Below are 25,545 nucleotides of genomic sequence, written 5' to 3'. Positions count from 1 at the left end.
CGTCGTCAGAGACCGCCCAGCTTGCCATGAATCGGGCACCACAAGATCATTCGCCCCGTAAGGAATCGGCCACAGACCTGCCACAGTCCGACGGCCGATGTCACGGCTTCGTCCCGAGCCCGCCGCGGAACGGGCAGGTCAGGGACGGCTGTCCGCCTCTCCCATTACCCTTTCTTGGGAAAAGGCCCACCCGGGCACCGGCCCGCCGGCCGGGGCGAGGGGAGGGCCGTTGAGGAGGGGCAGTGCGCGACACCGTAACCCCGGGCCCCGTCCGGGCCGAGGAGGCCCGGCCGGCCGGACACCGAGTACCGACGCAGCACCGGGGAGGCTGCGGGCACACCGCGGCCCGCCCCACCCTGCGCCCGCGCGACCTGCACGACCTGCGCGCCCTGCCCGTCCCCGGCACCCTGGCCTACCCCGCGGGTGACCTGCTGGTGGTCTCCGGCCTCCCCGGAAGCGGCAAGTCCACGCTGATGGGCCGCTGTTCCACGGCTCCCGTGATCGACTCCCAGCACAGCCGCGAGCACTGGGCCGCCCGGCTCCCCGCCGCCCTCCCCTACGCGCTCTACCGTCCCCTGGTCCGGGCCCACCACTACCTCCGGCTGCGGCGTGCCCTGCTGGCGGGGGGCCCGCTGGTGGTGCACGACTGCGGCACCCTCCCCTGGGTCCGCGCCTGGCTCTCCCGCACCGCGGCCGCCCAGGGCCGCAGGCTGCACCTGCTGGTGCTCGACTCCACCCCCCAGCAGGCCCGGCAGGGCCAGCTCGCCCGGGGCCGCCGGGTCTCCGCCTACGCCTTCACCCGCCACCGCCGGGCCACCGGCCGCCTGCACGCCGCGCTCTCCGGCGGCCCGCTGCCCGGCTGCGCCAGCACCGTCGTCCTCTCCCGCCCGGGCGCGCTCGACCTGGAGCGGATCACCTTCACCGGCTGAAACGGCACCCGTTCCGGCTCACCGTCCGTCAACTCCGCGCCCGTACTGTCCCGACTGCACCGGCTGGCGGGGTGCGGCAGGACGGGTGAGCCCGACGGCGGGTCGCCGGTGGGGCGCGGCGCCGCTGGCTAGGGTGCGGTCATGACGGACACTGCCATGAGTGACACCGCGCGCGAGGCACGTCTGCGCCGGCTCGCCGAGCGCCTCGGCGCGGAGCACCGGACACCGGTCGAGCCGCTGTACGACCCGGAGCGGCGCAGTTGGACGCTCCGCTGGTACGACGGCCCCTCGGTGGCCGAGGTCCGCGCCGCGCTGCGGCACGAGGGCGCCGACCACCAGCAGGTGCTGCTCCGGCGGGACCTGACGCAGCGCGCGGTGGTGCTGGCCGCGATCCGGGAGACCAGGTCCGGCTCGCTGCGCCGCTGGGTGGGCAGCTGGGGCCAGCGCTACCACCTGGAGCAGATGATCGGTGACCGCCCCTACCCGGAGCGCACCACCGGCCCCCGCGAGGAGGCCATGCTCGACCGCCTCCTCACCGCCGCCACCACCGGTGCGACCGGCACCGGCCGCTGGGCCGTCCCCGACGAGCACCGCGCCTTCGAACTCATCGCCCGCGACGGCGTCGCCTGGCTGCTCCCCTCCCACGAGCCCGCCCGCCCCGGCGAGACCGACGGCCTGGGCCTGGACCCGCTGGAGTACCTCACCTCGCGCTACGCCACCGGCGAGCACCGCACCGCCTGGGAGACCACCCTCGCCCCCATGCCGCTGCGCGCCGCCGTCACCGCCGTGCACACCGACCGCTCCCCCTCCCCCGAGGCGGCCACGGCCGCCCTCGCCCTGCTGCCCACGCTGCGCGCCGAGCTCACCGCCCACCTCGACCACGCCGAGGCCGCCCTCCGCCGCGCCGCCGCCCCCGACCGCTGAGCCCGACCGCCGCCACCGGCTGCTGAACCCGACCTCACACTTCCCGTCCCAACTCCACCATCACTCTTGACTGTTCGTTGACCACCCCGCTGGGATGGGCCCGTGAGCGAGAAGCGGAACCTCCGACTCGGCGGCCTGTCCGGCTGCCTGGCCCTCCTCGTGCTGTCGGCCGGCCTGGTCGCCCTCCTGGTCTGGGCCCTCGGCAGCACCAGCGGCACCATGCACTGACCCTTCCCGGCCACCGGGAATCACCGGGCCGCGCCGTTCGCTGTCCCTGGCGGATTCCCCAGGACAGGAAGGGCAGTACCTGATGAAGACCCTGGTCGTCGGCGCCGGTGCCACCGGCGGATTCTTCGGTGCCCGGCTCGCCCGGGCCGGGCACGACGTGACCTTCCTGGTCCGGCCCGCCCGCGCCGCCCGGCTGCGCGAGCACGGCCTGCGGATCACCGGCCTGACCGAACTCCACCTGCCCGAGCCGCAGTTGGTCACCGCCGGCGAGCTCAAGGAGGACGGCTACCAGCTGGTCCTGCTCTCGGTGAAGGCCACCGCGCTCCAGACCGCCCTGGACGACCTCGCCCCGGCCGTCGGCCCCGGGACCGCGATCGTCCCGCTGCTCAACGGCCTGGCCCACCTCGACGCGCTGAACGCCCGCTTCGGCCCGCCCGCCGTGCTCGGCGGCGTGGCCAAGGTGGTCACCACTCTCGGCCCCGAGGGCGAGATCGTCCAACTCGCCCCGCCCGTCGACCTCACCGTCGGCGAGCAGGACGGCCGGCTCTCCGGGCGCGTCACCGCCATCCGCGACGCCCTCACCACGGCGGGCATCCCCACCGATCCCACCCCGGACGCGGTGGCCGCGATGTGGCACAAGTGGGTCTTCATCACCACCCTCGCCACCGTCACCGCCCTGATGCGCGGCACCGTCGGCGAGGTCAACGCCGCACCGGGCGGCACCGCCTTCGCCGAGGCCGTCCTCGCCGAGTGCGCCGCCGTCGCCGAGGCCGCCGGATTCCCCGTCCCCGCCCCCGAACTCGCCTTCACCCGAACCGTGGTCACCACCCCCGGCTCCCCGCTCACCGCCTCCCTGGCCCGCGACCTCGCCGCCGGCCTCCCCACCGAGGTCGAGCACCTCCTCGGCGACCTCACCGCCCGCGCTCGCACCCTCGGCGTCCCGACCCCCCTGCTCGACGTGGCGACCCTCCACCTGAGGGTCCATCAACTCCGTTGCGACTGAGGCATCCAGGCGGATGGTGCGTCCCGAACGGGGTAGAGATCCGGCGGGAGGTACGGATGGACGACGACCGCGGGGCCGGCATCGCGATGATCGTGGTGGGCACCCTGGTGTTCCTCAGCGTGCTGTTCTCCGGCGATGCGCTGCCGGTCATGGGGCGTGCCTTCACCGGGGCCGTCGCACTCATCTCGGTGATCATGGGCTTCGTGATGTCCATGGGGAAGAAGGTCGACGGCGACGAGGGGCGCGGCCCCGGCGGCGAGGACCTCTGACCCTTTGCAGGGTCAGCCCAGGTAGTCGTCCAGCCGGGCCAGGGCGAAGCCCTGTTCGGTGGCGGTGCGGATCACCAGGCGGGCCAGGTCGGTCATCGAGCCCTTCCACTCCTCGGGGCCGCGGAAGTGGGTGAGGATGATGTCGCCCGGGTGGAGCCGCTGGTCGAGGTGGCGGTACTCCATCCGGTCGGGGAAGGCCTCCTCGTTCCAGAGCGGCATCGCCGTGACGCCGCAGGAGGCGGCCGCCCGCAGCGTGTCGGCGGTGAACTCCCCGTACGGGGGCCGGAAGAGAGCCGGGCGCGGGCCCACCTCCCTTACCAGCTCGTCCTGTTGGCCGCAGATCTCCTCGTGCTGGCGCTGGTACCCGAGCCGGCGCAGGTCTTTGTGGTTGAGCGTGTGGTTGTTGACCCGGACTCCCTGCTCGTTCAGCTCGCGGAAGTACCCGTAGTCCTCCCGGGCCAGGTAGCCGGAGACGAACGCGCTGAACGGGACGCCGAGTTCACGCATCATCCGGTTGAAGCGGCGGTCCTTCTCCCGTCCGTCGTCGATGGTCAGGAAGACCACCTTGTCCGTGGTCGGCACCCGGCGCACCAGCGGCGGCAGCCCGTCCCCCTGCAGGCGGACGTGCGGGCCGTCCTCGCGCAGCACCGGCTTCACGGCGGGCGGCGCGGGCGCGGGCAGCGGCGGCGCGTCCAGCCCCCAGGCCCGGGCCAGCTCGGCCAGTTCGGGTCCGCGCAGCGGGACGGCCCGGGGCACGGCCACCTCGTGGCGCTCCTGCTGCTCGGCCCGGCCGGGCAGCTCGGCGGGGCGGGCCGCGACGGCCGGCGGCGGGGCCGTGTCGCGCCCCGGCGCGGTGGGCAGCGAGCCGCAGCCGGCGGCGGTGACGGCCAGACAGAGGCCCGCCAGGAGGCGGGCCCGGGGGTGAGCTGATCCGAAAGCCATACCAGTACATCTTCCGCACGCGCGGCCCGCCGCCACCTCGCCACGCCACCAGGTCCACCGAATGCCTCGCCGCCACCCACACCGGCACCGGCACCGGCACCCCACCGTGCACTCGTGACATCCCACCGGCCCCACCCGTGCACCGGTGAGTCTGTCCCCGCCACCGTTCCAGGACGTAGCGTCGTCGGACGAAGGCACCGGCCGCCCCGACTTCCTCAGCCCTGGGCCCCGGCCGGTGCCGGGCGGCCCGCACCCCCTCCGGTCGCGGGCCGCCCTCCCCACTCCCTCCCGCCCGCGACTTTCGTCGCACCCGCGCCGCGACCATCGGCGACTGCCACCGGACCCGCCCCGTCGTCTAGCCTCGCGTGGGTGAGCGAGCGCAACACTGAAGACTCCGGCGGAGGCCGGGCCGCAGCACTGCGGGCAAGGCTGGTGCGGGTGGTCCTGCCCGGCCCCTGGAACCGACGCACCGTCACCCGGGAGACCACGGGGGCGGTGCTCTCCGGAGCGCTGGCCGGCCTGCTCGACCTGGCGGCCTCCGGCCCGCCGCTGCGCACCGCGCTGGCCGCCACCGGCGCGGCCCTGCTCTTCCTGCTGCGGCGCGGCATGCCCCGCACCGTCCTGGTGCTGGCCTCGGTCGGCTGTGGGCCGGTCGCCGCCTGGCTGCCGACCCTGATCGCGGCCGGCTGGTCGCTCGGCAAGCGCGTCACCCGGGCCCGGGACGCGGTGGTCGCCTCGGTGGTGGCCTTCCTCGCGATGCTGGTCTACGACCTGGTCGCCGACCGGGACAAGCTGCCGCTTCCCGCCCTGCTCGGGGTCACCGTCGGCGCCTTCCTGGTACTCGCCGTGCTGCCCGCCGTCTTCGGCCGCTACCGGGAGCAGCGCCGCGCGCTGCTCACCGCGCTGGAGGAGCGCAACGCCCAGCTGCTCCGCGAGCGGGTCATGATCGCCCGTCAGGCCCGGCTGCGCGAGCGGCACCGGATCGCCCAGGACATGCACGACAGCCTCGGCCACCAGCTGGCCCTGATCTCGGTGCACACCGGCGCCCTGGAGGTCGACCGCACGCTGACCGACCGTCAGCGCGAGGCGGTCGGCGTGCTGCGGCAGGCCGCCGTGGACGCGATGCGGGAGCTGCGCGGCGTGATCGGCCTGCTCCGCGAGGACGACCAGGCGCAGGAGGAGCTGACCGGCGGCCTGGCCGAGATCCCCCGCCTGGTGGAGAGCTCCCGCGCCGCCGGGGCCGAGGTGACCCTCGCCCACCACGAGGGCCCGCGCAGCGCCACCACCGCCACCGGCCACGCCGCGTTCCGGATCGTCCAGGAGGGCCTGACCAACGCCCACAAGCACGCGCCCGGCGCCCCGATCACCGTCGCCCTGCGCTTCGAGCCGGACGCCCTGCTGGTCGAGGTGGTCAACTCCCCCTGCCCGCCCACCGCTCCCGGTGGCCCCGCCCACGCCCCGGTCAGCGGCGGCCAGGGCCTCACCGGCCTGCGCGAACGGGCCCGGCTGCTCGGCGGCATGCTGCACACCGGCCCGACCCCGGACGGCGGCTACCGCCTGGCCGGCGTGCTCCCGTACGACGGCACGGGCCGCCCGGCCGGGGAGGACCTGGAGGCCGATCTCGGCCTGACCCTGCCCGCCGGGGCCGCCCCGCTCAAGCGCCGCCGCCCGGCGCTCGGCTGCGCGGTGGCGGCCGGCGCGGTTCTGCTGGTCCTGGTGGGGCTGCTGGTCTGGGGCGGCGTCAAGTTCGTCGACTCCCTGAACAACACCACCCTCCCGCAGGACACCTACGCCTCCTTCCGGATCGGCCAACCGGAGGCCGAGGTCCGCCGGCAGCTCCCGCGCGGCAGCGGCTTCCTGACCGAGGGCTTCCAGCGCCAGGGCCCGCCGGTCCCGGCCGGGGCCGACTGCTCCTGGTTCCTCTCCGAGGACCAGCCCGACGGGATCTCCACCAGCGAGGTCTCCCGGCTCTGCTTCCGCGACGGCGTGCTGGTGGAGAAGGTGCAGTACCGTGCGGACGGATGAGTGCGGTGATCGTCGCCGCGCTCCGGGAGGGAAGAGCAGCACCGTGATCCGAGTCCTCGTCGCCGACGACGAACCGCTGATCCGCGCCGGGATCAGGATGATCCTGGCCAGCGAGGACGACATCGAGGTGGTGGCCGAGGCGGGCGACGGCCGTGCCGCGCTGGAGCTCGCCCGCGCGCACGCGGTGGACGTGCTGCTGCTGGACATCCGGATGCCGGTGCTGGACGGGCTCGGCGCGCTCGCCGAGCTGCCCCGCTACGCGCCCTCCGCCCGGGCCCTGATCCTGACCACCTTCGGCGAGCGCGAGAACGTCCTACGGGCCGTCACCTCCGGCGGTGCCGGGTTCCTGCTCAAGGACACCGCCCCGGCCGAGCTGATCCAGGCCGTCCGGGCAGCCGCCGTCGGGCACGCCTTCCTCTCCCCCGCCGCCACCCGCCACATCGTCGACAGCCTGGCCGCCGCCCCGGCCGCCGACGCGCGCGCCACCACGGCCCGGGCCCGGCTCGCCACCCTCGGCCCGCGCGAGCGCGAGGTCCTCGACCTGCTCGGCGAAGGCCTCTCCAACGCCGACGCCGGAGCCCGCCTCCACATGAGCGAGGCCACGGTGAAGACCTACGTCAGCCGGATCCTGGCCAAGCTCCACTGCGACAACCGCGTCCAGGCCGCCCTCCTCGCCCGCGACGCCCAGGGCTGACGCGCGGGGCAGCAGGGCGAACGTAGCCCGCGGAAGTGGTCACACCAGGGGCGCGGGGAACTGCGCGCCGGGGAACGGCAGGACGTGCAACTGGCTCGCGTGCCCCGATCTGACGGTGGTCCGCCTTCCGTACTCGCGCAGTTCCCCGCGCCCCTGGTGTGACCCGACTCCGTTGCCAGCTCAGCGCAGCCGCGTCCGCGTCCCCGGCCCGGAGCCCGCCCGGGCCGGACGGCGCGCGCGCGTACGCCGCGCGCCCTCGTCCTCCGAGCTCGCCGTTGACGCCAGGGCGGCCGCCCGAGCGGCGCGCAGGGCGAACGCCGCCGCCAAGACGGGCTCGCCGACGCCGAGTTCGGCCATCCGACCCTGGCAGGGGCCGCACCAGAGCGGGCTCGCCGCACTGCCGTCCCCGTACCGCAGGTCCTCCGGCGGCAGGTAGTGCACCCCGCACTCCTGGCAGACGAAGACCAGCCGCATCAGCCCCACACCTCCCCGGTACCACCGCACCGGCCACAGGGCGAGAGGTACCGGTGCTCGCGCGCGACCTGGTCGCCCCGGCCGTCGGTCTCCACCGTGTGCTCGATCTTCTCGGTCACCCGGCCACCCCCGCAGGCGGGGCAGAGCTGCGCCTCGGCCACCTTACCGTCACCTCCCGTGCACGGAACGTACCGACCGTACCGTGTCCCGGACTTGATCGCTGCCGCTCCACGGACCGGCGGACTGATCCGCTGTCATATTCCACTCCACCACGACCTTCCCCGCCCCGTCCCCCGCCATGCGCATGTTGACCGGTTCCCGCCGTCGTCCCTATGCTGCGGCCCTTCCGAGAACACGTTCCACCTCCGGGAAAGGCACCTCCGATCAGCAGCGCAGCGCAGGAGCGGGACACCACCGCCCCCCGGCCGACCGGCCGCCGCCGTTTCCTCACCTACCTGGTGGCCGCCCCCGCCCTCGCGGTCGGCGCCCAGCTGGCGCTGGACGCCGAGCCGGCCGAGGCGCTGGTGCAGGTCGGCGGCATCCCCGGCCTGCCCGCGCTGGCCGACCTCGGGGACGTGCTGATCCTGGCCGGGCTGCCGACCGCGCACCTGCTGGTGCTGGAGGTGACCGAGGCGGGCAAGGCGGTGCTCCAACTCCCGCGCCTGGAGGTCGGCCAGGGCCTCACCACCGCGATGGCGATGCTGGTCGCCGAGGAGCTCGACGCCCGCCTCGCCGACGTCGAGGTGCCGCTCTCGCCCGCCCGTCCCGAGCTGCTCTTCGCCCAACTCACCGGCGCGTCCAACTCGGTGCGCTCCCTCTACGAGCCGGTTCGCGCCGCCGCCGCGGCCGCCCGGGCCCGCCTGGTCACGGCGGCGGCGAACCGCTGGCAGCTGCCGGCCGGCACCCTGCGCACCGCCGACGGCCGGGTCACCGCGCCGGACGGCCGCTCGGCCGGCTACGGCGAACTCGCCGTAGCCGCCGCCGAGGTGGTCGTCCCGGCCGTCTCCACCGCGCCCAAGGCGGAGGGGCAGCAGCGGCTGGTCGGCACCCCGACCGGCCGGATCGACGCCCGGGACATCGTCACCGGCCGGGCCAAGTACGCCGGCGACCTCGACGTGCCGGGCGCGGTGCCGACCGTCGTGCACCGCCCGCCGACCATCGGCGGCACCGTCCGCTCGCTGGACGACACCGCCGCCCGCGCGATGCCCGGGGTGCTGGACGTGGTGCGGATCCCCACCGGCGTCGCCGTCCTCGCCGAGACCTTCGACCAGGCCCTCAAGGCCAAGGCCGCGCTGCGGGTGGACTGGCGTCCGGGCCCGCTCGCGGGAGTCTCCGACGCCCAGGTCCGGGCCGGGCTGCGGGCCGTCAACAAGCCCTTCCTGGTCCCCCCGCTGCTGACCCTCAGTCTGGACGCCGAGTTCGACTTCGCCTTCGTCAGCCACGCGCCGATGGAGGTGCTCACCGCCGTCGCGGACGTCCGCCCGGACCGGGCCGAGATCTGGTTCGCCGCGCAGTCCCCGATCGCCGCCCAGGAGCAGATCGCGGTCGAACTCGGCCTGCCCGTCCCGGCGGTGACGGTCCACGTGGTGCGGGCCGGCGGCTCCTTCGGGCGACGGCTGTTCCACGACGCGGCGCTGGAGGCGGCCAAGGTCTCCAAGGCTGCCGGACGGCCCGTCAAGCTGATGTGGACCCGCAACGACGACATCCGCCACGGCCGGGTCCGCCCCGCCAGCCACCACCGGGTGCGGGCCACCCACGCGCTCGGCCAGGTGCTCACCTACGAGCACCGGGTGGCCACCGTGCGGACCGACTTCGGGCACGGCCTGGGCGAGCTGCTCACCGCCGCCGGAGCCAGCCTGCCGGTCGGCGACGCGCTCTTCTCGCAGACCTTCTTCGACCTCACCCAGGAGGTCCCCTACGACCTCGGGGTCTCCACCCAACTGCTCTCCGAGCTGCCGTTGGAGATCCCCACCGGCAGCTGGCGCTCCGTCTACTCCGGCATGGTCCGGGTCGCCGACGAGGTGATGCTGGACGAGCTGGCCCGCACCCTGGGCCGGGACCCGGTGGCCTTCCGCCGCTCCCGGCTGACCAGTGCCACCGGCCGCGCGGTGCTCGACAAGGTGGCCCAGGCCGGGAGTTGGGGCCGCCCGATGCCGCCCGGCTGCGCCCAGGGCGTCGCCTACCACGCCGAGCACCGCTCGGCGGTCGCCTGCCTGATCGAGCTGGACGCCTCCGACCGGGCCAACCCCCGGGTCACCAAGGCCGTGATGGCCGCCGACGTCGGCCGGGTGATCAACCCGCGCGGGCTGGAGGCCCAGCTGCTGGGCGCCGTCACGGATGGCATCTCGGTCACCCTGCGGGCCGGTGTCCACCTGGACGACGGGGCCATCCGGGAAGGCAGTTACGCCGACTTCAAGTACGCCAGGCAGCGCCACAGCCCGCTCGCCTTCGAGGCGCACTTCCTGCCGCCGAGCGGCCCGCCCGGCGGTGCCGGCGAGCTGGGCTTCCCGGCCGCGGCCGCCGCCGTGGCCAACGCCTACGCCCGCGCGACCGGCACCAGCCCGCGCAGCTTCCCGATCGCCTTCTGAACCCCTTCTCCGCACTCCTCAAGGACCTCCACGTGCCCAGCTACCAGTTCGTCCTCAACGGCAGTCCGGTGACGGTCGAGGCACCCGCCGACATGCCGCTGCTCTGGGTGCTGCGCGACAAGCTCGGCGTCACCGGCCCCAAGTACGGCTGCGGGGTCGGCGTCTGCCGGGCCTGCACCAGCCACCTGGACGGCGCCGAGGTGCAGCCCTGCGTGGTGCCGGTGGCCGACTGCGCCGGACGCACCGTCACCACCATCGAGGGCCTGGCCGACGGCGACCGGCTGCACCCGGTGCAGGAGGCCTGGCTGGAGTGCGACGTCGCCCAGTGCGGTTTCTGCCAGCCCGGCCAGATCATGACCGCGGCCGCCCTGCTGAGGACCAACAAGTGCCCCAGCGACGCCGACATCGACCGGATCGAGAACGTCTGCCGCTGCGGCACCTACGCCCGCATCCGCGAGGCGGTGAAGAAGGCCGCCGCCAAGATGCCCTGACGGCGGGTCGGGACGCCTCCCGTCAGTGCAGGCCGGTGCAGGTGAGCGCATCGCTGTTCTGCGGGCCGAGACAGGCCCGCGCGGGGTTGTTCCCGTTGACCATCGCGGTCCAGACGTACTTCCGGGCACCGTCGGTCTTCTTGGTGTACTTCACCGAGTAGTCGCGGTTGGCCACCAGCACCGCACCGCCGTTCGGCGCGTCCACGCTGCGGGCCCACTTGGCCTTGCACGCGGCGCTGCCGAACAGCTGCACCTTCACGGACCCGTCGAGCGCCTTGGTCTCCAGCAGCTTGCCGTCCGAGGCGCAGCCGGTGGTGTCCGGGTCCTTGCCGTTGCAGCCCGCTCCGGTGCAGGCGGCCGCGGCGGCGGGCTGGGCGGGGGCGACGGCGATGCCGGTGGCGAGCAGCGCGAGCGAGGCCGTCAGGACGGCGAGCAGGCGCGAGGGGGCGGTGGCTTTGGACACGTGGTGCTCCGTTCACGGGGTGAAGGTCCGTATCCGGACTACCCGTTGGGGTGGTGCCCGCATGCCCCGCCACCTGGCGTTTCAGCAGTTCGGGTGACGGCCGGTCAGGCCGGGCGGCCCGTCAGGCCGGGGCCAGCCCGTACAGCACCTTGTCGTGCCCGATGAAGAGGTGCCGGCCGTCGGTGGCCACCCGCCAGTACTGGACGCCCGGTTCGGTGTCCCGGAAGGTCCACCGGACCTCGCCGGTGCGCTCGTTCAGCGCGCACACCCCGCCGCCCACGGGGCCCGGTACGAAGAGCGAGCCGGCCACCGCGACCGGCCGGCAGCGCGCGTCAAGCCGGAACGGCAGCTGGCAGGACCAGAGCTCCCGGCCGTCCGTCAGCTCGTTGCGGCTCACCACACCGTTGTCGCGCAGCAGGTAGACCTCACCTCCGGTGGCGTACGGCCGCAGCAGCCGGGTGTCGCCCTGCTCCTCCACGATCCACTCGACGCTTCCGTCCCGCACCGACAACGACCGTATCCCGGTGGCACGGTGGGCCACGTAGGCGTGCTCGAAACCGGCCTCCCGCCAGGTCAGCCCCTGGTCGGCCGGGGCCGACCAGAGCCGCTCCCCGGTGAAGCCGTTCAGGGCCACCACTTCGTCCCGGGTGCTGCGCGCGAGCAGGGTCCGGGTACCGGCGACCGACTGGAAGTCCATCAGGAACCCGCCGTCCTCGCCCGTGCCCGGCCGGCTCCACACCATCGCGCCCGAGGTCGTCGAGAGGGCGAACAGCTTCTCGTCGGACAGGTCACGGGTCCGCCCGTACAGGAACTCCCCCTCGACCGCGAGGAGTTCCCAACTCGGGTTCAGTGCAGGAGGGTTGGCCACCTCCAGGGAGATGCCGTAGCCGTGCGCGGAGAACCGGCCGATCCTGGTCTGGTACAGCAGGTCGCCGGCCGCCAGCAGGGTGTCGTCCGGGCCTCCGGGCATCGCCATGCGCTTCGCCACCGCGCCGGTCTCCGCGGTCAGCAGGAAGAGCTCCTCGCCGGTGACCACCATCGGGAGCACCGTCCGCCCGGTCACCCGCTCCGGAGCCTGCGCCTCGGGGGCGCGGAACGTCCAGATCGGCTCGGGCCCCTCGACCGCCGACGACCGCTCCGGCTCGTCCCCGGCACGGCCCCACCACCAGGCGGCCGCTCCGGCGGCCGCCAACCCGGCTCCACCGAACAGCAGTTGACGCCGCGACGGGCGGGAGGACCGCGGCTCCGCCGCCAACTCCTCGGCCCCGACGCCGGATCCGTCCCCCTCGGGCTCGTCGAAGACGATCGAGCCGACCTGCTCGCCAGCGGTCACCGCAGCCCCCTCGTCCGTCCGCGACCGGTCCAGACCTGGAGGATAACCCGCACCCGATAGGGTCGGACCGAGGGGACGGCCGACGATGCTCGTCTCGCGTCCGGCACCGTTCCACAGAGAGGCCCGCCCGCACCATGAGCCCCGAGCCCACGTACCTCGTCCTGCCCGGCTTCCAGAACTCCGACCACGACCACTGGCAGAGCGCCTGGGAGCGCACCGACCCGGCCCGGTTCCGGCGCGTCCAGCAGGCCGACTGGGACCAGCCGAAGGTCGGCGACTGGGTCGCCACCCTCGACCGCGCGGTACGGGAGGCCGAGGGCCCCGTGGTGCTGGTCGCCCACAGCCTCGGCTGCACCACCGTGGCCCACTGGGCCGCCAACCCGGACGGCAAGGTGGTCGGCGCGTTGCTGGTCGCCCCGCCGGACATCGACACCGCCGAGGTCCCCGAGCTGGTCAACTTCCGCCCGGTGCCGCTGCGCCCGCTGCCCTTCCCGAGCACCCTGGTCGCCAGCGGTGACGACCCCTGGTGCACCGCGGAGCAGGCCCGCCGGTACGCCGAGGCCTGGGGCTCGCGCCTGGTCGAGGCCGGCGACCACGGCCACCTCAACGCCTCCTCCGGCCTCGGCGACTGGCCGTTCGGCCGCGCCCTGCTGGACGGCCTCACGGCCTGACGTCCGCTCGGACGGTGGGGCCCCGGGCCCGGTCCGGCCGGCCCGGCCCCCGCCGACCACCCGGGCGTTCGCAGCCGCCGGGAGCCCCCGACGGTGACCCGCACCACACTTCTCCCCGTGTGAGCCGTGACACACGATCACCACGGCGCCGCCCCTCGGACACCCCGCACCCACAACCGGCACCAGGTCCTCATCCTCCTTTCACACCACGGGTGTTCGCGGCCACGGCCGTGACCTGCGCGTTGGCCCGGACCCCTGCCGAAGGGCCTTCCGGCGTCCACTACGCTCCCCGGAAGCACAGGGGTCCCACAGGTCCCCGGGCGATTTCCGTTATCGGAGCGCGGCCCCCCGATCTCCCATCACGACAGGGCAGTACGGACGGGCCGACGGAGAAGGTGAACCAGGCGGATGGACAGGCAGCACGCCGAACAGACCGGTCAGACGGTGCTTCAGGCACAGGCGGGTGACCAGCGGGCCACGGACGAGCTCATCGGCACCCACCTGCCACTCGTCTACAACATCGTCGGCCGCGCCCTCGGCGGCCACCCCGACACCGACGACGTCGTGCAGGAGACCATGCTCCGCGCCGTCGACCAGCTCCCCGCCCTCCGGGAGCCGAGCAGTTTCCGGTCCTGGCTGGTGGCCATCGCCATGAACCAGATACGCCGCCGCCACCAGGTGCTCCAGCAGGGCCAGCTGCCGATCGACCCCTCCTGGGACTCGGCCGATCCGGGCGCCGACTTCGTCGACCTCACCATCGTCCGGCTCGGCCTGTCCGGGCAGCGCCGAGAGGTCGCCGAGGCCACCCGCTGGCTCGACGAGGGCGACCGCGAGCTGCTCTCCCTCTGGTGGCTGGAGGCCGCCGGGGAGCTCAGCCGCACCGAACTGGCCGCCGCGATGGAGCTGCCCGCCGCGCACGCGGCGGTCCGGGTGCAGCGGATGAAGGGCCAGCTCGAGACCGCCCGGGTCGTGGTCCGCGCGCTGGCCGCCCAGCCCGCCTGCCCGCCCCTGGCCGAACTGACCGCCACCTGGGACGGCGACCCGTCCGCGCTCTGGCGCAAGCGGATAGCCCGGCACGCCCGGGAGTGCGCGTACTGCTCCCGGCAGTGGGAGGGCCTCTTCCCGGCCGAGGGCCTGCTGGCCGGCCTCGCCCTGGTGCCCGTGCCGCCCTCGGTCGACCCCGCCACCCTCCTCGCGGGCCACTCCCTCCTCCCCTCCGACGGCACCTCGGCCACCACCGTGCTGTCCGCCGCGCGCCCGGGCCGGGCGGAGCTGCGCCGCGCGGCCTCCGGCCGGGGCGGCCAGGGCACCACGGCCGGGCGCCACGGCCGCCGGGCCAAGCCCCGCACCCGCCGCCGCGTGCTGACCACCGTGATCGGCACCGCCGTGGTCACGGTCGCCGCCGTCGGCGTGGTCGGCGCCGACCAGGAGCCGCCCGCCCCGGCCCAGGCCTCCGCCCCCCGCATCGACGCCACCTCCGCTCCCGTCCTCCCCTCCCCGTCGGCCTCCACCGACGCCCAGGCCCCCTCGCCGGCCCAGAGCTCGGCCGCACCCACCTCGGCGAGCCCCACGCCGTCCCCCTCGCCCTCGGCCCCGAAGCCGTCCAGCCCGGCCCCCTCGCCGTCACCGTCGACCTCGCCGAGCCGGACCGCCTCCGCCGCGCCCACCACGGCCACCCGCGCCACCTCCTCCGAGCAGCGGGTGCTCGACCTGGTCAACACCGAGCGCGCCAAGAACAACTGCGGCCCCCTCAAGGCCAACGGCAAGCTCCAGGCAGCCGCCCAGGGCCACTCCGACGACATGGCCGCGCGGAACTTCTTCAGCCACACCAACCCCGACGGCAAGGGCCCGCAGCCCCGCATCGAGGCGGCCGGCTACGAGTGGAGCACCTGGGGCGAGAACATCGCCAAGGGCCAGAAGGACGCCGACTCCGTGATGTCCTCCTGGATGAACAGCTCCGGCCACCGCGCCAACATCCTCAACTGCTCCTTCACCGAGATGGGTGTGGGCATCCACACCGGCTCCGGCGGCCCGTGGTGGACCCAGGTCTTCGGCGCCCCCGCCTGACCCTCCCCCGCCGGCCCGGAATACCGTGTGCCGACCACCGGTTCACCGGCTGAGCCCGTTCCCGGCCGCCACCCCGCCGCCCCCGACCCGAAGGACCGATCCCCGTGAGCCTCTACGACATCCCGCTCCGCTCCCTCGACGGCACCCCGACCTCCCTCGCCGACCACAAGGGCAAGGCCCTGCTGCTGGTGAACGTCGCCTCCAAGTGCGGCCTCACCCCGCAGTACGCCGGCCTGGAGCGCCTCCAGCAGCGGTACGCCGACCGGGGCTTCACCGTCCTCGGCTTCCCCTGCAACCAGTTCCTCGGCCAGGAGCCCGGCACCGCCGAGGAGATCCAGACCTTCTGCTCGACCACCTACGGCGTCTCCTTCCCGCTCTTCGAGAAGATCGACGTCAACGGCGAGGACCAGCACCCCCTCTTCGCCGAGCTCACCAAGACCCCGGACGCCGAGGGCATCGCCGGCGAGATCCAGTGGAACTTCGAATAGGTCCGAACACCTAACACCAGTCTCTCACCTGCGGGAACGGGTACGACAGAGGCCCCCTGGACGGCTCACCAGGGGGCCTCTCGGCGTCTCGGTACGGCTAGGCCCGAGCTTCGCGGGCGGCCTTCTTCCGCGCAGCGACGTACGCCCAGTAGTCCTGCTCCGTGTGCTCCGCGATCTCCTGGAGGTGCTGGGCGATCCGGCCTGCCACCGCTTCGGGGTCGGCGTCCGCGACCGGAGGCAGGCCGCCTACCGCCTCCCACTCCGCGTAGGCGTCCACGACCGCCACGGCGTCCGGTGGCGTGCCGTCCTCCCACATCGCTCCGAGGACGGCGCGGAGGACCAGGAGGGCCCCGTCATAGGCCGCTGTGGCGCGGGCTGCCTGGACGCCCTTCCCGGTGTCCGGGACGCGCCTACGGAGGCGGTAGCAGGTCGCTGCGGCCACCTCCACCGCGACGGGCCAGTCATGCGGCCGGGGCGGGATGGTGTCGCTGGTCATTCCCCGTACCCCTCCGTCAGCCGGTCCAGGACCCACACGCACGCCTTCCACTGCGGGAGTTCGTCCCCCAGGGCGTGAACGTCCTTGACCCCCCACATGTACCGCACACAATCCCGGACGCCCTCCGGGTCGCGGTCGGCCACCGCCTCCGCGAGGGAGTCCGGAACGGGCCAGGGACAGGCACCTAGGTCCAGTTGATCGAAGGAGCGCGCCCACTGCTCCGGCGTCGCCGCCGCGACGTCCTCCGACTCGGAGGGGTACACATCCCCGGCGTCCTCGGGGATGTGGAACGGGATCTTCGCGGCCGGGATCGGGTCGATATCCTCCCCGGCCTCCCACGCGGCCTTGAACGCCTCCCGCCGGACCTCAACGGCGGCGAGCAGGAAGCGGGCCCCATGACGCTGTACGTCGTCGCTCTCCGGGTCGTCCAGCATCCGCCGGTACTTCGCTGCCTCGATCTCCCACCCGGTGAGCATGCCGTTCAGGTCGTCGTAGTTCAGATCCAGCGTGATCCGCCGGGCGTGGTCGTCCGCGTACGTCATGAGGGGCAGGGTACCGGCCGGGTGCGACAGAGGCCCCCTGGTCGTCACCAGGGGGCCTCACGGTCCCGTCTACGAGGGCAACCCCCGATCAGCAGCGTGCACGCCACCGGACGCTTCCTGTCGGGCATCCGGGCGGAGGGTGGCCACCCTCCGGAACTCCCGCACCCCAACAGGGGGACTCGGCCCGTCCCGCCGCGCTGAACCTCGCTCCCGGTCGAGCCGGGGGAGCCGCAAGAACCAACGGGGTGGGGCCGGGCCTGATCTTACGGCACGTCAGTTCCGCGGGACTCGGTTTCGGCAGCCAAGATCCGATCGGCCTCCGCTTCGAGCCGGTCCCCGAGTTCGGCGGGGAGCGGGCCACGGTCGTCCCACTCCCCCCGCTCGGCCGCCTTCACCGCCAACTCCCGGATGAGCGCGTGCCGAGCCTCACCGAACTGGGTCCGCTCCACCGCCTCCCGGTACATCTCCAGCGGGGTCTTCCCGGCCGCCAACCCTGCCTCGAACTCCGCGCGGACCTGGTCGTCAATCTCGTTGGTAGTCATGCCGCTTCGCTACCCGACCCCTGACACGGGTACGCCCCCTGCCCGGCGTGGACAGGGGGCGCGCGGGAGCACGGCTAGACGGCCCGCTCCGGCAGCTCCGGGACGTGCCACTCCTCCGGGGGCTGGAAGCCGGTCAGGGAGCCGTCGAAGGGCCACGCGCGGGCCTCGGCGAGCTTGGCCAGCCTCTCCCCCTCGGCGCGGACCTCGGCGGCCAGCTCGGCGGACCAGTAGGCCGGGTGGCCGGTCTTGGCCACGAAGCTCTCTTCGTCCTTGAACTCCGGCGTGCCGTCCGGCTGGACCACGAGGTCTAGTTCCAGGTCGGTGATCACCACGTCCAGGCCGTCCCACCGCCGGTGCTCCAGGTTCACGTACCAGCCGGTGAACTCGCCGGAGAGGTTCCACCGCCACCACACCGCGTGCGGCTGGTCGTTGGGGTGCCAGATCAGCGCGCCGTCGGAGTACCAGGTCCCGGCCTCCAGCGGGTAACCGCCCTCCGGCCGGTCGGCCGGGTCCAGGTCGCGGAGGTGGGCCCCGTCGGGGAGCACCGCGCGCCAGGCCGGGGAGCTGCCGTACACCCACAGGAACAGGCCCTCGGGGCTCTGGCGTACGACGGTCAGAGGGACGATGACGCTGGTCTGGCCGCCGTACGTGAAGTGCCAGCGGACCACGGTGCCGGGTTCAAGGTGCATGGGCGGGAGCCTACGCCGAAGCCCCTCCCTGATAGGAGCAGGGAGGGGCTTCGGTGGCGGGACCTAGGACCAGGCCGGCGGCGGGACGAAGGTCCCTCACCTCACGGTCATCCAGGGCCGGGTCTGTACGTTCCGCCCGTCCGAGGGTGCCGGGCGGAGCCAGAGCCGCACGCTCTCGCTGGAATAGCCGGAGGCGTCGCCTATCGCCAGCGCCGTGAACCCGGCGGCGTCAGCTGCCCGGCAGGAGTCCCGAAGGTTCTGCTCCAGCATGAGGGGCATCTCCCGGTACAGGACCGCCGCTGTGCGGACCTGCCACAGGACCGGGTGAAGCCCCGGCGGGGGCAAGGCCGGAGCCTCCGGCAGGCAGGACGCCGCTAACCGGTATGGGTCGTCCATCAGACTCCCTCCACGGTTGTGGTGGAGACGCGGACGATGTCCACCATGTTCCGGGTGAACTCGGCGTGTCCCGTCTCCCGGGTGTGCCCGGTCATCTGCTCGCGGAGGGCGGCACGGTCCAGCAGATCGGACGTACTCCCAGCCATCCACTCACACCCCTCGCGGCCGGGTTCCTCCGGGTCGGGCCCGTTGCACAGGGCCACGCCGAGTGCCGGGGCTTCCGACAGAACGGTGTACTCCGGGTGCCTGAACGCCTGCGGGGTGGCGGCGGGCCGGAGGATCAGAGCGTCCTCCTTGGCTCGCCGCTCCCCCTCCTGGTCGAGCCGCTTCGCTTCGGCCATGAACCCCGCCAGGCCCGGGAAGCGGCCCCCCTGACCGGCCGTCACTCGCTCACCTCCGCCCGCTCCGGGAGCTGGTCGGCGGACTGCTGCACCGGCACGGCCGGGCCGTCGCCCTGGTCGGCGATGTGGTGCTCCCGCGTGGGGTGCCCGCTGCCGTCCTGGTCGAAGAACCCGGACTGCTGGCGGTTCCAGCGGGCGATCTTCTCGGGGGTAAGTGCCATGGTTGGACTCCTAGTTGAAGTAGCTTCGGAGGACGATGCCGAGCGGGACACCGAGCAGGACGGCCCCGGCGACTATCAGGGCCCAGGTCTCGGCGGCCGTGGTCTGCCGTCGGCGACGGCGGCCCATCAGGCGAGCCCCTGGAGCCGGGCCCGGATGGCGAGCACCCTCGGGCACGCGCCGAAGCGGGCGTGAACTTCCTTGTCCTGCCTGATCTTTCGGAGCGCGTAGTGACCGCCGTGGGCACGCACGTGGTTCATGCGGGCGGTCAGCTGGTCGCACTCCGCGCAGGCGGGGAGCGCGTTGCGGTTCACGCCGCCTTCCCCGCCCTGGCGGTCAGCGGGCGAAGCCGGATGGGCTGTATGGGGTACGGCTCCGACGGCGGGCCGAACGGGCAGTCGTCCGGGGTGAGTTGGTGTCGCAGGCGGTACACCCTGGCGTCCGTGGCCTTGCTGAAATCGCCGACGGCCAGCGCGTCCGCCTCCTCCTGGTCGTAGCGCCTGCACGTCGCGCACCTGGGCTCATGCACGGCCGCCACCCCCGACCCGGTCCACCTTCGGCCGGAGGATCAGGTCCGGCGGGTAGAACGCTGCGGCGTGCACCTGGGCGGCGATCGGCGGGAAGGGCCTCCCCCGGTCCTCGCGCGGCTTCTCCGGGGCCTGGGCCTGCCGGGGCTTCTTCGGGGCGCTCACGCCGCCTCCCGGGCCGGGTACGGGTGACCCATGACGGACTCGTAGAACCCGTAGGGGTCGAACGCCTCGGGGTCCACCCACCGGAGCGGGGACGGCCGGGCAGCCCGGAGCGCTTCCCCCTCGGCGAAGTCCTTGGCGACTGCTTCCACCAGGGCCCTGCTGGCCCTCTTCTTGTTCCGCCCCTGGGAGTCCACAGGGGCGTCCGTGCTCCGCTCTGACGTGCGGTCGGCACTTGTCATGCTGTTCCCTCACGATCGGCCCGTGAGGACCCCCGGGAAGACCGGAGGTCTGCCACGGGGTGCGCGGGGCTTTCTCTGCGGCAGGCGCAGTCCCCACGGCGGGCAGCCGGGGGCTTTCTCTGCGGGCTTGCAGTCCCCGGGCGGTACCCCCAGCGTCACCAGGGGGACACCGATCGTAAGGCCACGAAATCCCGTGGGACAAGCTATTCGGCCAACAGGGCTGGAACCTGACCATTCGTCATATTGATTCCAGGGCTCCGCTTTTGGTGATCAAGCCCCCCACCAGCGCCCGAATCGACACCCCGTCAGGGTCACGCTCCGTCGCCGCCGGCTTCCTGTCTGCGTAACCAGCGGGGCCGTCACAGCGGCGCGTCGGGGTCCTCCACGTAGTCCTCGCCGGTCAGCTCGTAGACGTTCCGCTCGTAGCTCCAGTGCCGGTGCACCAGGGCCAGGAGCCGCCCTGTCGCCTTGTGCCGGATCGTGATCCGGAAGTAGAGCGGTCGCGCCTCCCCCGGCCGCTCGGCGAGGAGCTGGCCCGCGATGCCCGCCGCTCCGGCCACGTACCCGGGAAGGTCTTCCCGCGCGGGCACGTAGGTCTCCGCCGGGTTCTCCCAGCGGCCATCCCGCGACCGCAGGAGGGACCACGGCTCATTCAGGTTCCGCCCCTCCACCCAGATCACCAGGTTGGGGGGCGCATGCTCGGCGTCCATGTGCTCCCCCTACCCGCCCCCGCGTGCGCTCCACCGCCCGGGGGGCCTGGTGTCACCCGGCTGGCCGGGGGCGGGGCCTGGTGTCACTCCCCGCCGAAGGAGTCCAGCGAGGGGTCAAGGTGGACGGCGGCACGCCACAGGCCCGGCTGGACGGACCGGCCTGCCTGGTCGTGGAGTCTCATCAGCTCGGCGGCGGCTTCGCGGCGGACGGCCTGGCGCACGCCCTCGGGGATCTCTTCGGGGTTCATGCCGACCACCCTACGGAGGGTGGGGCCTGGTGCCGCAGGCACCCCTATGTTACCGATGGGTAACAACCTGGAGGGCGGGGCCTGGCGTCAGCACCCCAAGGTGCACCGGAGTGCAGCTACCGCACGCGCTCACGCGATCACCGAGCGACATACTTGCAGGTCAGAGGGGGCGGCGAGGTGGTCAGTGTAGTTATGTATGAAGTGTAGATAGATCTAAAAATAAATACACTCCTCCCCCTCTAGACCTAGACCCTAACCACGGAGGTGCAACTTCACCTGCACTTCGTACACTCCTGCACAACGCAAAGAGGCCCCGGGCACTGATTGGATATCCAATCAGCACCCGGGGGCGGGGTCTGGCGTCAGGCGGGAGGGTGGGGCCTGGTGTCACCGGCGGGACGACACGGTACCGATCACGATCATCGCGAGTGCGAGCACGTACCCGGCAGTGCCCACGATGGAGCAGACGAGACCGGCGGTCGCCTGCCCATACCCTCGGCCCTTACGAGCGAGGATGATCCCGAGGGGGCCGGTCACGAGACCGATGAAGGGGATCACGAGGGTGATGATCCCGAGGACCAGGGCGGCAGTGGCAGAGCCAGGGGCGGGGGTGCGGGTGGCGGTGGTGCTCATGGTGCTTCCTGTCAGGTGGGGGCGGGGCCTGGTGTCAGAACGTCTGACCCGGCAGCATCAGTACGGCGTCTCCGACGCACGGGGGTTCCACGTGGGCGGATGCGGGGTCCAGTCCAGCGGCGGCAATGCGCTCCGCCTCCGCCTCGGCTGCTTTCTCGTCGGCGGCGTCCACGATCAGGACGTGCACTCGGATGATGTCCACCGGAACTCGGAACTGTGGCATGGTGCTCTCTCGATCGGCCGGGGTGGGGCCTGGTGTCAGCGCTCATTGGATATCCAATCAGCGACTACGGAGGGTGGGGCCTGGTGTCAGCGGGTAATGCCGGCCGGGGGTGGGGCCTGGTGTCAGGCGGCCACGTCGGCACTGATCCACCAGTCACAGTGGCCCATGTCGTAGGCGGCCCTCACCTGGTTGGCGACGTACGGGAGGTCCAGGGTGTCCGCCCAGGCGTCCACGCCTGCCGGGCTCAGCCGGAAGCCTCGGCGCTTACTGGCGTCTCGCGCACCCTTGGCGTACGCCTGCCCGGCCACGGTGCACGAGGCATCCCGGGTGACCGGGAACCAGGCGATCCGTCCGGCGGCCGGGTACTGCATCACGATGACCCCGCCATCCTCCAGGGTCACCCTGGCATCGTGGCTGACCACGTGGCGGGCAAGCCGCTCCCCCAGGGTGTCCCCCATGGTCACCGGCACGTCGTCCCCGGGGCCGGTCACGTAGGCCAGTCCAAGCGCGTGGTCCCGGATGGCGTCGCGGGTGGTCGCGTAGCGGGTGTGGTTGTCCATGGGGTCTCTCCTTGGGTCTTGCAGCCCCTCGGCGGGGCCTACAGCGTCTTGCGGGGGCCCGGCCGGTAGTCGGTACCGGCCGGGCCCTGGTCGGGCGTCCTAGGGGCCTTCTAGGACGTCATGCGGTCGAACACTTCCGATCGCTGTTGGTCGAACCGAGCTTCAATGGCCTGCCGAAGTCTCCCGGCAACGCTCGGGGTGATGCGGTGCTCCATTTCGGCCCGGTGGACGGAGGCGCGGTCAGCCTCCCGCTGGGCGGTGAGTCGGTCCAGCTCCCGCATCTCCCGGGGGTGCGCTGTGCGCCACGCTCGTTCCATCTGGCGTGCGGCCTGCCTCTCGGCCGACCGCATCGCCTCGTCGGGCACGACACGTCCGGCGCGGGCCCCGCCCATACCGGTACCCACGTTCCCGCCTAGGTGACGGTTTCGGCTCATGATCACCACTCCAGTCTCAACCGGGACCGGATCTCGTCCAGGCCGGTCGTTGCGGTCGGTCGTTCGCTCATCTCGGCCCGTCCGGCACAGCACCGGCAGACCAGCGTGTCCGGGTGGAACTTCCGCATGCGTCCCTGTCGCCTACGGGCGCAGATGCTCACTCCGTCGTCGTCCAGGAGGTGAGGCACCTCCCCCGCCCCGACGGTCCCGAGCGCGTACCACTCCGGCACGTCTCGGACGGCCAGCGTTTCGCCGACGGCGCTCATACCTTCCACTCCAGTTCGTCAAGGTTGGGGGTGTACGCCAACAACTCCAGGTTGACGTACAGCTCGGCACTGGCGACCATGCCCCGGGCGTCGCGCGGGTGGGCGTACGAGCGGACGAACCACTCCCCGGTCTGAACGTCCTTCCACGCGACGCTGTACGGCTTGCTGGCGTCGCCATCCTCCAGACCCGTACCGGCTCCGGCCGCGACGTGCCACGCGCGGTGGAGGGTCTTCCCCTCCTCACACTGGAGGGTGGGCAGCCAGCACACGGGGCAGGCGGTCACGTGCTCGGCGTGCGCGTTGTACGCGGCGTCCAACTCGGTCATCTCGGGTCCTTTCGGGGGGGGGTGCGCTGGTGTCAGGCTAGCGGACTTCCGTGCGTCCATGGCGCGGAACCACCGGAGTGGTTCCCACCAAAGGCGCACGGGGTCACAGGCGGCGGAACACGTGCCCGCTGGGCGTGTGGAAGTAGTCCGATTCCCAAGCGATCATGTCGAGTCGGGGCGTCCACCCCCGGCACTCGCCGATCACGGCGCGGTACTCGTCGTCCGTCTGCATGAGCTGGTCATGGGCGAAGTCCTCCAAGCTCTCCCACTCCCCGTGGAAGGCATCTTCGAAGCTCTCGACCGCGTACGCTGCGTCCCCCACATGAGCGGCGTAGTCGGTCAGCGCTTCCATCTCGCAGACGAGACCGGCGTCATCGGCAAGGGTGATCAGGTGGTCAGACATGCGGCTCACGGGGGTGCCTCCAGGGCGGGGGTTGGGTGGTGGTCGGGGCGGTCATCCTCACGCCCTGCCGTGGCTCCACACTCTCACGGCGCTGATTGGATATCCAATCAGGACGGGGTGGGGTATCCCACACTCACGCGGCGCGGCCGTAGGTGGCGCGGTAGCCCTTGGCGGACCCGCGCACGATGGCGCGTACCTCGCTGCGGTAGGCCGCTCCCTGCTTGGCAGCGTAGCCGTCAAGGTAGGGCCGGAGAACGTCCTCCAGGGGCTCCCCGTGACCCCACCGGCTGTGGACGCTCTGACCGTTCGGGCCGTTGAACAGGGTGGTTTCCCAGACGGCCGGGCGCGACTCCTCCAGAGCGCACGACCGGCACAGGGGCTCACCGCGCTTGGCCAGCATCACGGTCAGCCACTCGTCGCAGTCCGAGCACTGGGTGTAGCCCATGCTGCGGCATGCGTCCTCCACCATCTCCATGGTGATGTGGTCAAGCTGCGGGCAGTCCAGGGCCCGGAGTACGTCGTCCCCGTCCACGCCGTCCGGCAGGGTGAGGGGCGACCCCTCCACCTCCTCCACCATGGCGTTCCACTCCCGCTGAGAGTGGTCCGACTCGTCCAAGATCGGGTAGTCCGAGAGGGCACACGCGACACCCTCAGCAGCGTCCCGCGCCGCGCGGTTGTCAGCGTCATACATGATCCAGTCTCCGGCCTGATCCCAGGTGGTCCCGATGCTGCCGCACTCCCGCATCATGATGCCCATGGTGGCCGCCCAGTTGGACTGTTCCAACACGCGCTGTGCTTCGGTGCTCACGTAGCCGTCCCCGTCCGGCAACAACGCGCCGGTGTGGTCCAGAACGAGACCGATCCGAGTCCAGCCGTGCGCGTCCGCCTCATCCAACAACGTGGCCACCGCGCCATAGGTGTGCTCCACCGCCTTGTGAGCTTCGTCCGTGAGTCGGGTCTCCCCGAGCACGTGGCCGCACGTGTCGCACTCCCGCTCGGCCAGTTCGGTACCGGCGTAGACCTCGCTGGCGTAGCTGCTGACCGCCGCGCACGGGGTGCAGGTCACGTTGCCGTCATACTTGCTGATGCCAACCATCTTGGACATGAGGGTTCCTCCTACGGGGATTGGGGAGTTCGGCCGGAGCGGGACACTCACGCTCCCGGCCACATCTCGACACTCTCACAGTGCTGATTGGATATCCAATCAGCGTGGGGTGGGGTAGTTCACACCCCCATGCCGGAGCACGCGGGGCGCATGCCTGCCGCGCACTCCGCCGTCAGGGCGTCGACCACGGCGGGCACGCTGGCAGCCTGCCGGTAGCCGGTGGAGCCTTCAAGGCCCCATGACCCATCTTCGAAGATGACGACCGGGTACCCGGCCACGACGTGACCGGCGGACCGTGCCCGAGTGAGGGCAGCGTCACACCCTGCCGGATCATCCTCGCACTCGTCGTACACGCGGTCCGCTTCGGCCAGCACCGCCCGAACCTCCGCCCGGGTGTCCGGGGGCTGCACGGGGTCACCAGCGGCCGGAGAGGACGCGGCGGCTAGGACGAGTCCAACGAGGGTGAGACAGGCGGCCAGAGCGGCGCACAGGCGATTCACGGGGGGTCTCCGTTCGGGGGTGAGTCGGGTGAATGAACCGGGGAGCGTCAGCAGACGCCCCGGTCACGGTCGTACGCGCTGCGGGTGTCGGGGGTCACAACCACGGGGGCGGCCACCAACAACGCCCGGTCGCGGTCGTAGTCGCTGACGGCGGGTGCCGCACACTCGGCGGCCGGACGGCGGCCAGCGAGGTGCTTCCGCGCACCCCGGACGGCGCAGAGCACCCACAGCGGGACGGCGGCCAGGATCAGGCTCCCGGTCCAGTTGCCCGTGTGCCACGGCCCGGCGGCCAGCAACAACAACCCGGACAGGGACACGGCGGTGAGGGTGGCACGCATGACGGGGCCTCTCGGTGGGGGTGGTGGGTGATGGGTTCGAACGTACGGGGTGCG

The 25,545-nt window shown here is 72.8% G+C and carries 35 protein-coding genes and 1 pseudogene; 12 read left to right on the top strand and 24 right to left on the bottom strand.

The window, feature by feature from the left end:
* The first annotated feature begins 242 nt into the window (after nt 1-242).
* From ACWCYY_RS18560 to ACWCYY_RS18540, 5 genes are all read left to right on the top strand, one after another.
* On the top strand, nt 243-929 hold the full coding sequence (locus tag ACWCYY_RS18560) for an AAA family ATPase (RefSeq protein WP_449796656.1): 687 nt from the start codon (nt 243-245) through the stop codon (nt 927-929).
* Between the two features lie 141 nt (nt 930-1,070).
* Complete coding sequence (locus tag ACWCYY_RS18555) at nt 1,071-1,853, top strand: hypothetical protein (RefSeq protein WP_449796655.1); 783 nt, start codon at nt 1,071-1,073, stop codon at nt 1,851-1,853.
* A gap of 102 nt (nt 1,854-1,955) precedes the next feature.
* The gene (locus tag ACWCYY_RS18550; protein WP_345279925.1) at nt 1,956-2,081 is read left to right on the top strand and encodes a hypothetical protein; all 126 of its coding nucleotides are present in this window, start codon (nt 1,956-1,958) and stop codon (nt 2,079-2,081) included.
* 82 nt (nt 2,082-2,163) lie between these two features.
* A complete protein-coding gene (locus ACWCYY_RS18545; protein WP_449796654.1) occupies nt 2,164-3,084 on the top strand; it encodes a 2-dehydropantoate 2-reductase in 921 nt (306 codons plus the stop codon).
* A 56-nt stretch (nt 3,085-3,140) separates the two neighbouring features.
* The gene (locus ACWCYY_RS18540; protein ID WP_380150026.1) at nt 3,141-3,353 is read left to right on the top strand and encodes a hypothetical protein; all 213 of its coding nucleotides are present in this window, start codon (nt 3,141-3,143) and stop codon (nt 3,351-3,353) included.
* A gap of 12 nt (nt 3,354-3,365) precedes the next feature.
* Here ACWCYY_RS18540 and ACWCYY_RS18535 read toward each other — a convergent pair whose 3' ends face one another.
* A complete protein-coding gene (locus tag ACWCYY_RS18535; protein ID WP_449796653.1) occupies nt 3,366-4,295 on the bottom strand; it encodes a polysaccharide deacetylase family protein in 930 nt (309 codons plus the stop codon).
* A gap of 369 nt (nt 4,296-4,664) precedes the next feature.
* On the opposite strand from ACWCYY_RS18535, the gene ACWCYY_RS18530 reads away from it, so the two are divergent.
* Together ACWCYY_RS18530 and ACWCYY_RS18525 are read left to right on the top strand one after the other, a co-directional pair.
* Complete coding sequence (locus ACWCYY_RS18530; protein WP_345279928.1) at nt 4,665-6,320, top strand: sensor histidine kinase; 1,656 nt, start codon at nt 4,665-4,667, stop codon at nt 6,318-6,320.
* Between the two features lie 43 nt (nt 6,321-6,363).
* Nucleotides 6,364-7,014, top strand: a complete 651-nt coding sequence (locus ACWCYY_RS18525) for a response regulator transcription factor (RefSeq protein ID WP_345279930.1) — start codon at nt 6,364-6,366, stop codon at nt 7,012-7,014.
* Between the two features lie 180 nt (nt 7,015-7,194).
* Here ACWCYY_RS18525 and ACWCYY_RS18520 read toward each other — a convergent pair whose 3' ends face one another.
* Nucleotides 7,195-7,488 carry a hypothetical protein gene (locus tag ACWCYY_RS18520; protein ID WP_449796652.1) on the bottom strand — a complete coding sequence of 98 codons (294 nt, stop codon included), beginning with the start codon at nt 7,486-7,488 and terminating at the stop codon, nt 7,195-7,197.
* Nucleotides 7,488-7,649 carry a hypothetical protein gene (locus ACWCYY_RS18515; protein WP_345279934.1) on the bottom strand — a complete coding sequence of 54 codons (162 nt, stop codon included), beginning with the start codon at nt 7,647-7,649 and terminating at the stop codon, nt 7,488-7,490. The genes ACWCYY_RS18520 and ACWCYY_RS18515 overlap by 1 nt, the downstream gene beginning before the upstream one ends.
* 297 nt (nt 7,650-7,946) lie before the next feature.
* On the opposite strand from ACWCYY_RS18515, the gene ACWCYY_RS18510 reads away from it, so the two are divergent.
* Nucleotides 7,947-10,076: a molybdopterin cofactor-binding domain-containing protein gene (locus ACWCYY_RS18510; RefSeq protein ID WP_449796651.1), complete on the top strand. Its 2,130-nt coding sequence runs from the start codon at nt 7,947-7,949 to the stop codon at nt 10,074-10,076.
* Between the two features lie 32 nt (nt 10,077-10,108).
* Nucleotides 10,109-10,567 (top strand): (2Fe-2S)-binding protein, encoded by a 459-nt coding sequence (locus ACWCYY_RS18505; RefSeq protein ID WP_449796650.1) that lies wholly within the window; start codon nt 10,109-10,111, stop codon nt 10,565-10,567.
* A 22-nt stretch (nt 10,568-10,589) separates the two neighbouring features.
* Here ACWCYY_RS18505 and ACWCYY_RS18500 read toward each other — a convergent pair whose 3' ends face one another.
* Together ACWCYY_RS18500 and ACWCYY_RS18495 are read right to left on the bottom strand one after the other, a co-directional pair.
* Nucleotides 10,590-11,030 carry a DUF2690 domain-containing protein gene (locus tag ACWCYY_RS18500; protein WP_449796649.1) on the bottom strand — a complete coding sequence of 147 codons (441 nt, stop codon included), beginning with the start codon at nt 11,028-11,030 and terminating at the stop codon, nt 10,590-10,592.
* 121 nt (nt 11,031-11,151) lie between these two features.
* Nucleotides 11,152-12,363, bottom strand: coding sequence for an outer membrane protein assembly factor BamB family protein (locus ACWCYY_RS18495; RefSeq protein ID WP_449796648.1), 1,212 nt, complete (start codon nt 12,361-12,363; stop codon nt 11,152-11,154).
* 134 nt (nt 12,364-12,497) lie between these two features.
* Between ACWCYY_RS18495 and ACWCYY_RS18490 the strand changes: the two genes are divergently transcribed.
* The 3 genes and pseudogenes from ACWCYY_RS18490 to ACWCYY_RS18480 form a co-directional block, all read left to right on the top strand.
* Nucleotides 12,498-13,034: an RBBP9/YdeN family alpha/beta hydrolase gene (locus tag ACWCYY_RS18490; RefSeq protein WP_449796647.1), complete on the top strand. Its 537-nt coding sequence runs from the start codon at nt 12,498-12,500 to the stop codon at nt 13,032-13,034.
* 408 nt (nt 13,035-13,442) lie between these two features.
* Nucleotides 13,443-15,101, top strand: coding sequence for a sigma-70 family RNA polymerase sigma factor (locus ACWCYY_RS18485; RefSeq protein WP_345279946.1), 1,659 nt, complete (start codon nt 13,443-13,445; stop codon nt 15,099-15,101).
* Between the two features lie 104 nt (nt 15,102-15,205).
* A pseudogene (locus ACWCYY_RS18480) lies at nt 15,206-15,586 on the top strand (glutathione peroxidase); the annotation flags it as partial.
* A gap of 100 nt (nt 15,587-15,686) precedes the next feature.
* Here the strand turns inward: ACWCYY_RS18480 and ACWCYY_RS18475 are convergent.
* From ACWCYY_RS18475 to ACWCYY_RS18385, 19 genes are all read right to left on the bottom strand, one after another.
* Complete coding sequence (locus ACWCYY_RS18475; protein WP_449796646.1) at nt 15,687-16,085, bottom strand: hypothetical protein; 399 nt, start codon at nt 16,083-16,085, stop codon at nt 15,687-15,689.
* A complete protein-coding gene (locus ACWCYY_RS18470; protein ID WP_449796645.1) occupies nt 16,082-16,627 on the bottom strand; it encodes a hypothetical protein in 546 nt (181 codons plus the stop codon). The genes ACWCYY_RS18475 and ACWCYY_RS18470 overlap by 4 nt, the downstream gene beginning before the upstream one ends.
* A 263-nt stretch (nt 16,628-16,890) precedes the next feature.
* A complete protein-coding gene (locus tag ACWCYY_RS18465) occupies nt 16,891-17,169 on the bottom strand; it encodes a hypothetical protein (RefSeq protein ID WP_449796644.1) in 279 nt (92 codons plus the stop codon).
* 74 nt (nt 17,170-17,243) lie between these two features.
* Complete coding sequence (locus ACWCYY_RS18460; protein WP_449796643.1) at nt 17,244-17,858, bottom strand: DUF402 domain-containing protein; 615 nt, start codon at nt 17,856-17,858, stop codon at nt 17,244-17,246.
* 395 nt (nt 17,859-18,253) lie between these two features.
* The gene (locus ACWCYY_RS18455) at nt 18,254-18,640 is read right to left on the bottom strand and encodes a hypothetical protein (RefSeq protein ID WP_449796642.1); all 387 of its coding nucleotides are present in this window, start codon (nt 18,638-18,640) and stop codon (nt 18,254-18,256) included.
* Complete coding sequence (locus tag ACWCYY_RS18450) at nt 18,637-18,816, bottom strand: hypothetical protein (protein ID WP_449796641.1); 180 nt, start codon at nt 18,814-18,816, stop codon at nt 18,637-18,639. The genes ACWCYY_RS18455 and ACWCYY_RS18450 overlap by 4 nt, the downstream gene beginning before the upstream one ends.
* Before the next feature lie 126 nt (nt 18,817-18,942).
* Nucleotides 18,943-19,128, bottom strand: coding sequence for a hypothetical protein (locus ACWCYY_RS18445; protein ID WP_449796640.1), 186 nt, complete (start codon nt 19,126-19,128; stop codon nt 18,943-18,945).
* Nucleotides 19,129-19,335: 207 nt separating this feature from the next.
* Nucleotides 19,336-19,506 carry a hypothetical protein gene (locus ACWCYY_RS18440; protein ID WP_449796639.1) on the bottom strand — a complete coding sequence of 57 codons (171 nt, stop codon included), beginning with the start codon at nt 19,504-19,506 and terminating at the stop codon, nt 19,336-19,338.
* Nucleotides 19,503-19,655, bottom strand: coding sequence for a hypothetical protein (locus ACWCYY_RS18435; RefSeq protein WP_449796638.1), 153 nt, complete (start codon nt 19,653-19,655; stop codon nt 19,503-19,505). The genes ACWCYY_RS18440 and ACWCYY_RS18435 overlap by 4 nt, the downstream gene beginning before the upstream one ends.
* Before the next feature lie 449 nt (nt 19,656-20,104).
* A complete protein-coding gene (locus tag ACWCYY_RS18430) occupies nt 20,105-20,455 on the bottom strand; it encodes a hypothetical protein (protein WP_449796637.1) in 351 nt (116 codons plus the stop codon).
* Nucleotides 20,456-20,538: 83 nt separating this feature from the next.
* Nucleotides 20,539-20,703: a hypothetical protein gene (locus ACWCYY_RS18425; RefSeq protein WP_449796636.1), complete on the bottom strand. Its 165-nt coding sequence runs from the start codon at nt 20,701-20,703 to the stop codon at nt 20,539-20,541.
* A gap of 387 nt (nt 20,704-21,090) precedes the next feature.
* Nucleotides 21,091-21,336, bottom strand: a complete 246-nt coding sequence (locus tag ACWCYY_RS18420) for a hypothetical protein (RefSeq protein WP_449796635.1) — start codon at nt 21,334-21,336, stop codon at nt 21,091-21,093.
* Nucleotides 21,337-21,681: 345 nt separating this feature from the next.
* The gene (locus ACWCYY_RS18415) at nt 21,682-22,119 is read right to left on the bottom strand and encodes a hypothetical protein (protein WP_449796634.1); all 438 of its coding nucleotides are present in this window, start codon (nt 22,117-22,119) and stop codon (nt 21,682-21,684) included.
* A 436-nt stretch (nt 22,120-22,555) separates the two neighbouring features.
* A complete protein-coding gene (locus ACWCYY_RS18410) occupies nt 22,556-22,819 on the bottom strand; it encodes a hypothetical protein (protein ID WP_449796633.1) in 264 nt (87 codons plus the stop codon).
* Nucleotides 22,816-23,145 (bottom strand): hypothetical protein, encoded by a 330-nt coding sequence (locus ACWCYY_RS18405; RefSeq protein ID WP_449796632.1) that lies wholly within the window; start codon nt 23,143-23,145, stop codon nt 22,816-22,818. The genes ACWCYY_RS18410 and ACWCYY_RS18405 overlap by 4 nt, the downstream gene beginning before the upstream one ends.
* Nucleotides 23,146-23,248: 103 nt before the next feature.
* Entirely contained in the window at nt 23,249-23,548 is a 300-nt protein-coding gene (locus ACWCYY_RS18400; RefSeq protein WP_449796631.1) for a hypothetical protein, read from the bottom strand.
* Nucleotides 23,549-23,681: 133 nt separating this feature from the next.
* Nucleotides 23,682-24,653: a hypothetical protein gene (locus ACWCYY_RS18395; RefSeq protein WP_449796630.1), complete on the bottom strand. Its 972-nt coding sequence runs from the start codon at nt 24,651-24,653 to the stop codon at nt 23,682-23,684.
* Between the two features lie 119 nt (nt 24,654-24,772).
* Nucleotides 24,773-25,027 (bottom strand): hypothetical protein, encoded by a 255-nt coding sequence (locus ACWCYY_RS18390; RefSeq protein ID WP_449796629.1) that lies wholly within the window; start codon nt 25,025-25,027, stop codon nt 24,773-24,775.
* Between the two features lie 173 nt (nt 25,028-25,200).
* Nucleotides 25,201-25,491, bottom strand: a complete 291-nt coding sequence (locus tag ACWCYY_RS18385) for a hypothetical protein (RefSeq protein WP_449796628.1) — start codon at nt 25,489-25,491, stop codon at nt 25,201-25,203.
* Nucleotides 25,492-25,545 lie beyond the last annotated feature (54 nt).

It is taken from the genome of Kitasatospora sp. NPDC001664, assembly GCF_053596675.1.
Note: the sequence above shows the minus strand (reverse complement) of the source record. Positions and strands in the feature narration are given on the sequence as shown.

Bases quoted from the DNA above. Each gene is read 5' to 3' on its own strand.
- ACWCYY_RS18555 (WP_449796655.1), top strand. From the start codon at position 1,071: ATGACGGACACTGCCATGAGTGACACCGCGCGCGAGGCACGTCTGCGC.
- ACWCYY_RS18545 (WP_449796654.1), top strand. From the start codon at position 2,164: ATGAAGACCCTGGTCGTCGGCGCCGGTGCCACCGGCGGATTCTTCGGT.
- ACWCYY_RS18540 (WP_380150026.1), top strand. From the start codon at position 3,141: ATGGACGACGACCGCGGGGCCGGCATCGCGATGATCGTGGTGGGCACC.
- ACWCYY_RS18535 (WP_449796653.1), bottom strand. From the start codon at position 4,295: ATGGCTTTCGGATCAGCTCACCCCCGGGCCCGCCTCCTGGCGGGCCTC.
- ACWCYY_RS18520 (WP_449796652.1), bottom strand. From the start codon at position 7,488: ATGCGGCTGGTCTTCGTCTGCCAGGAGTGCGGGGTGCACTACCTGCCG.
- ACWCYY_RS18490 (WP_449796647.1), top strand. From the start codon at position 12,498: ATGAGCCCCGAGCCCACGTACCTCGTCCTGCCCGGCTTCCAGAACTCC.
- ACWCYY_RS18485 (WP_345279946.1), top strand. From the start codon at position 13,443: ATGGACAGGCAGCACGCCGAACAGACCGGTCAGACGGTGCTTCAGGCA.
- ACWCYY_RS18475 (WP_449796646.1), bottom strand. From the start codon at position 16,085: ATGACCAGCGACACCATCCCGCCCCGGCCGCATGACTGGCCCGTCGCG.
- ACWCYY_RS18470 (WP_449796645.1), bottom strand. From the start codon at position 16,627: ATGACGTACGCGGACGACCACGCCCGGCGGATCACGCTGGATCTGAAC.
- ACWCYY_RS18465 (WP_449796644.1), bottom strand. From the start codon at position 17,169: ATGACTACCAACGAGATTGACGACCAGGTCCGCGCGGAGTTCGAGGCA.
- ACWCYY_RS18460 (WP_449796643.1), bottom strand. From the start codon at position 17,858: ATGCACCTTGAACCCGGCACCGTGGTCCGCTGGCACTTCACGTACGGC.
- ACWCYY_RS18450 (WP_449796641.1), bottom strand. From the start codon at position 18,816: ATGGCACTTACCCCCGAGAAGATCGCCCGCTGGAACCGCCAGCAGTCC.
- ACWCYY_RS18430 (WP_449796637.1), bottom strand. From the start codon at position 20,455: ATGGACGCCGAGCATGCGCCCCCCAACCTGGTGATCTGGGTGGAGGGG.
- ACWCYY_RS18425 (WP_449796636.1), bottom strand. From the start codon at position 20,703: ATGAACCCCGAAGAGATCCCCGAGGGCGTGCGCCAGGCCGTCCGCCGC.
- ACWCYY_RS18420 (WP_449796635.1), bottom strand. From the start codon at position 21,336: ATGAGCACCACCGCCACCCGCACCCCCGCCCCTGGCTCTGCCACTGCC.
- ACWCYY_RS18415 (WP_449796634.1), bottom strand. From the start codon at position 22,119: ATGGACAACCACACCCGCTACGCGACCACCCGCGACGCCATCCGGGAC.
- ACWCYY_RS18410 (WP_449796633.1), bottom strand. From the start codon at position 22,819: ATGAGCGCCGTCGGCGAAACGCTGGCCGTCCGAGACGTGCCGGAGTGG.
- ACWCYY_RS18405 (WP_449796632.1), bottom strand. From the start codon at position 23,145: ATGACCGAGTTGGACGCCGCGTACAACGCGCACGCCGAGCACGTGACC.
- ACWCYY_RS18400 (WP_449796631.1), bottom strand. From the start codon at position 23,548: ATGTCTGACCACCTGATCACCCTTGCCGATGACGCCGGTCTCGTCTGC.
- ACWCYY_RS18395 (WP_449796630.1), bottom strand. From the start codon at position 24,653: ATGTCCAAGATGGTTGGCATCAGCAAGTATGACGGCAACGTGACCTGC.
- ACWCYY_RS18385 (WP_449796628.1), bottom strand. From the start codon at position 25,491: ATGCGTGCCACCCTCACCGCCGTGTCCCTGTCCGGGTTGTTGTTGCTG.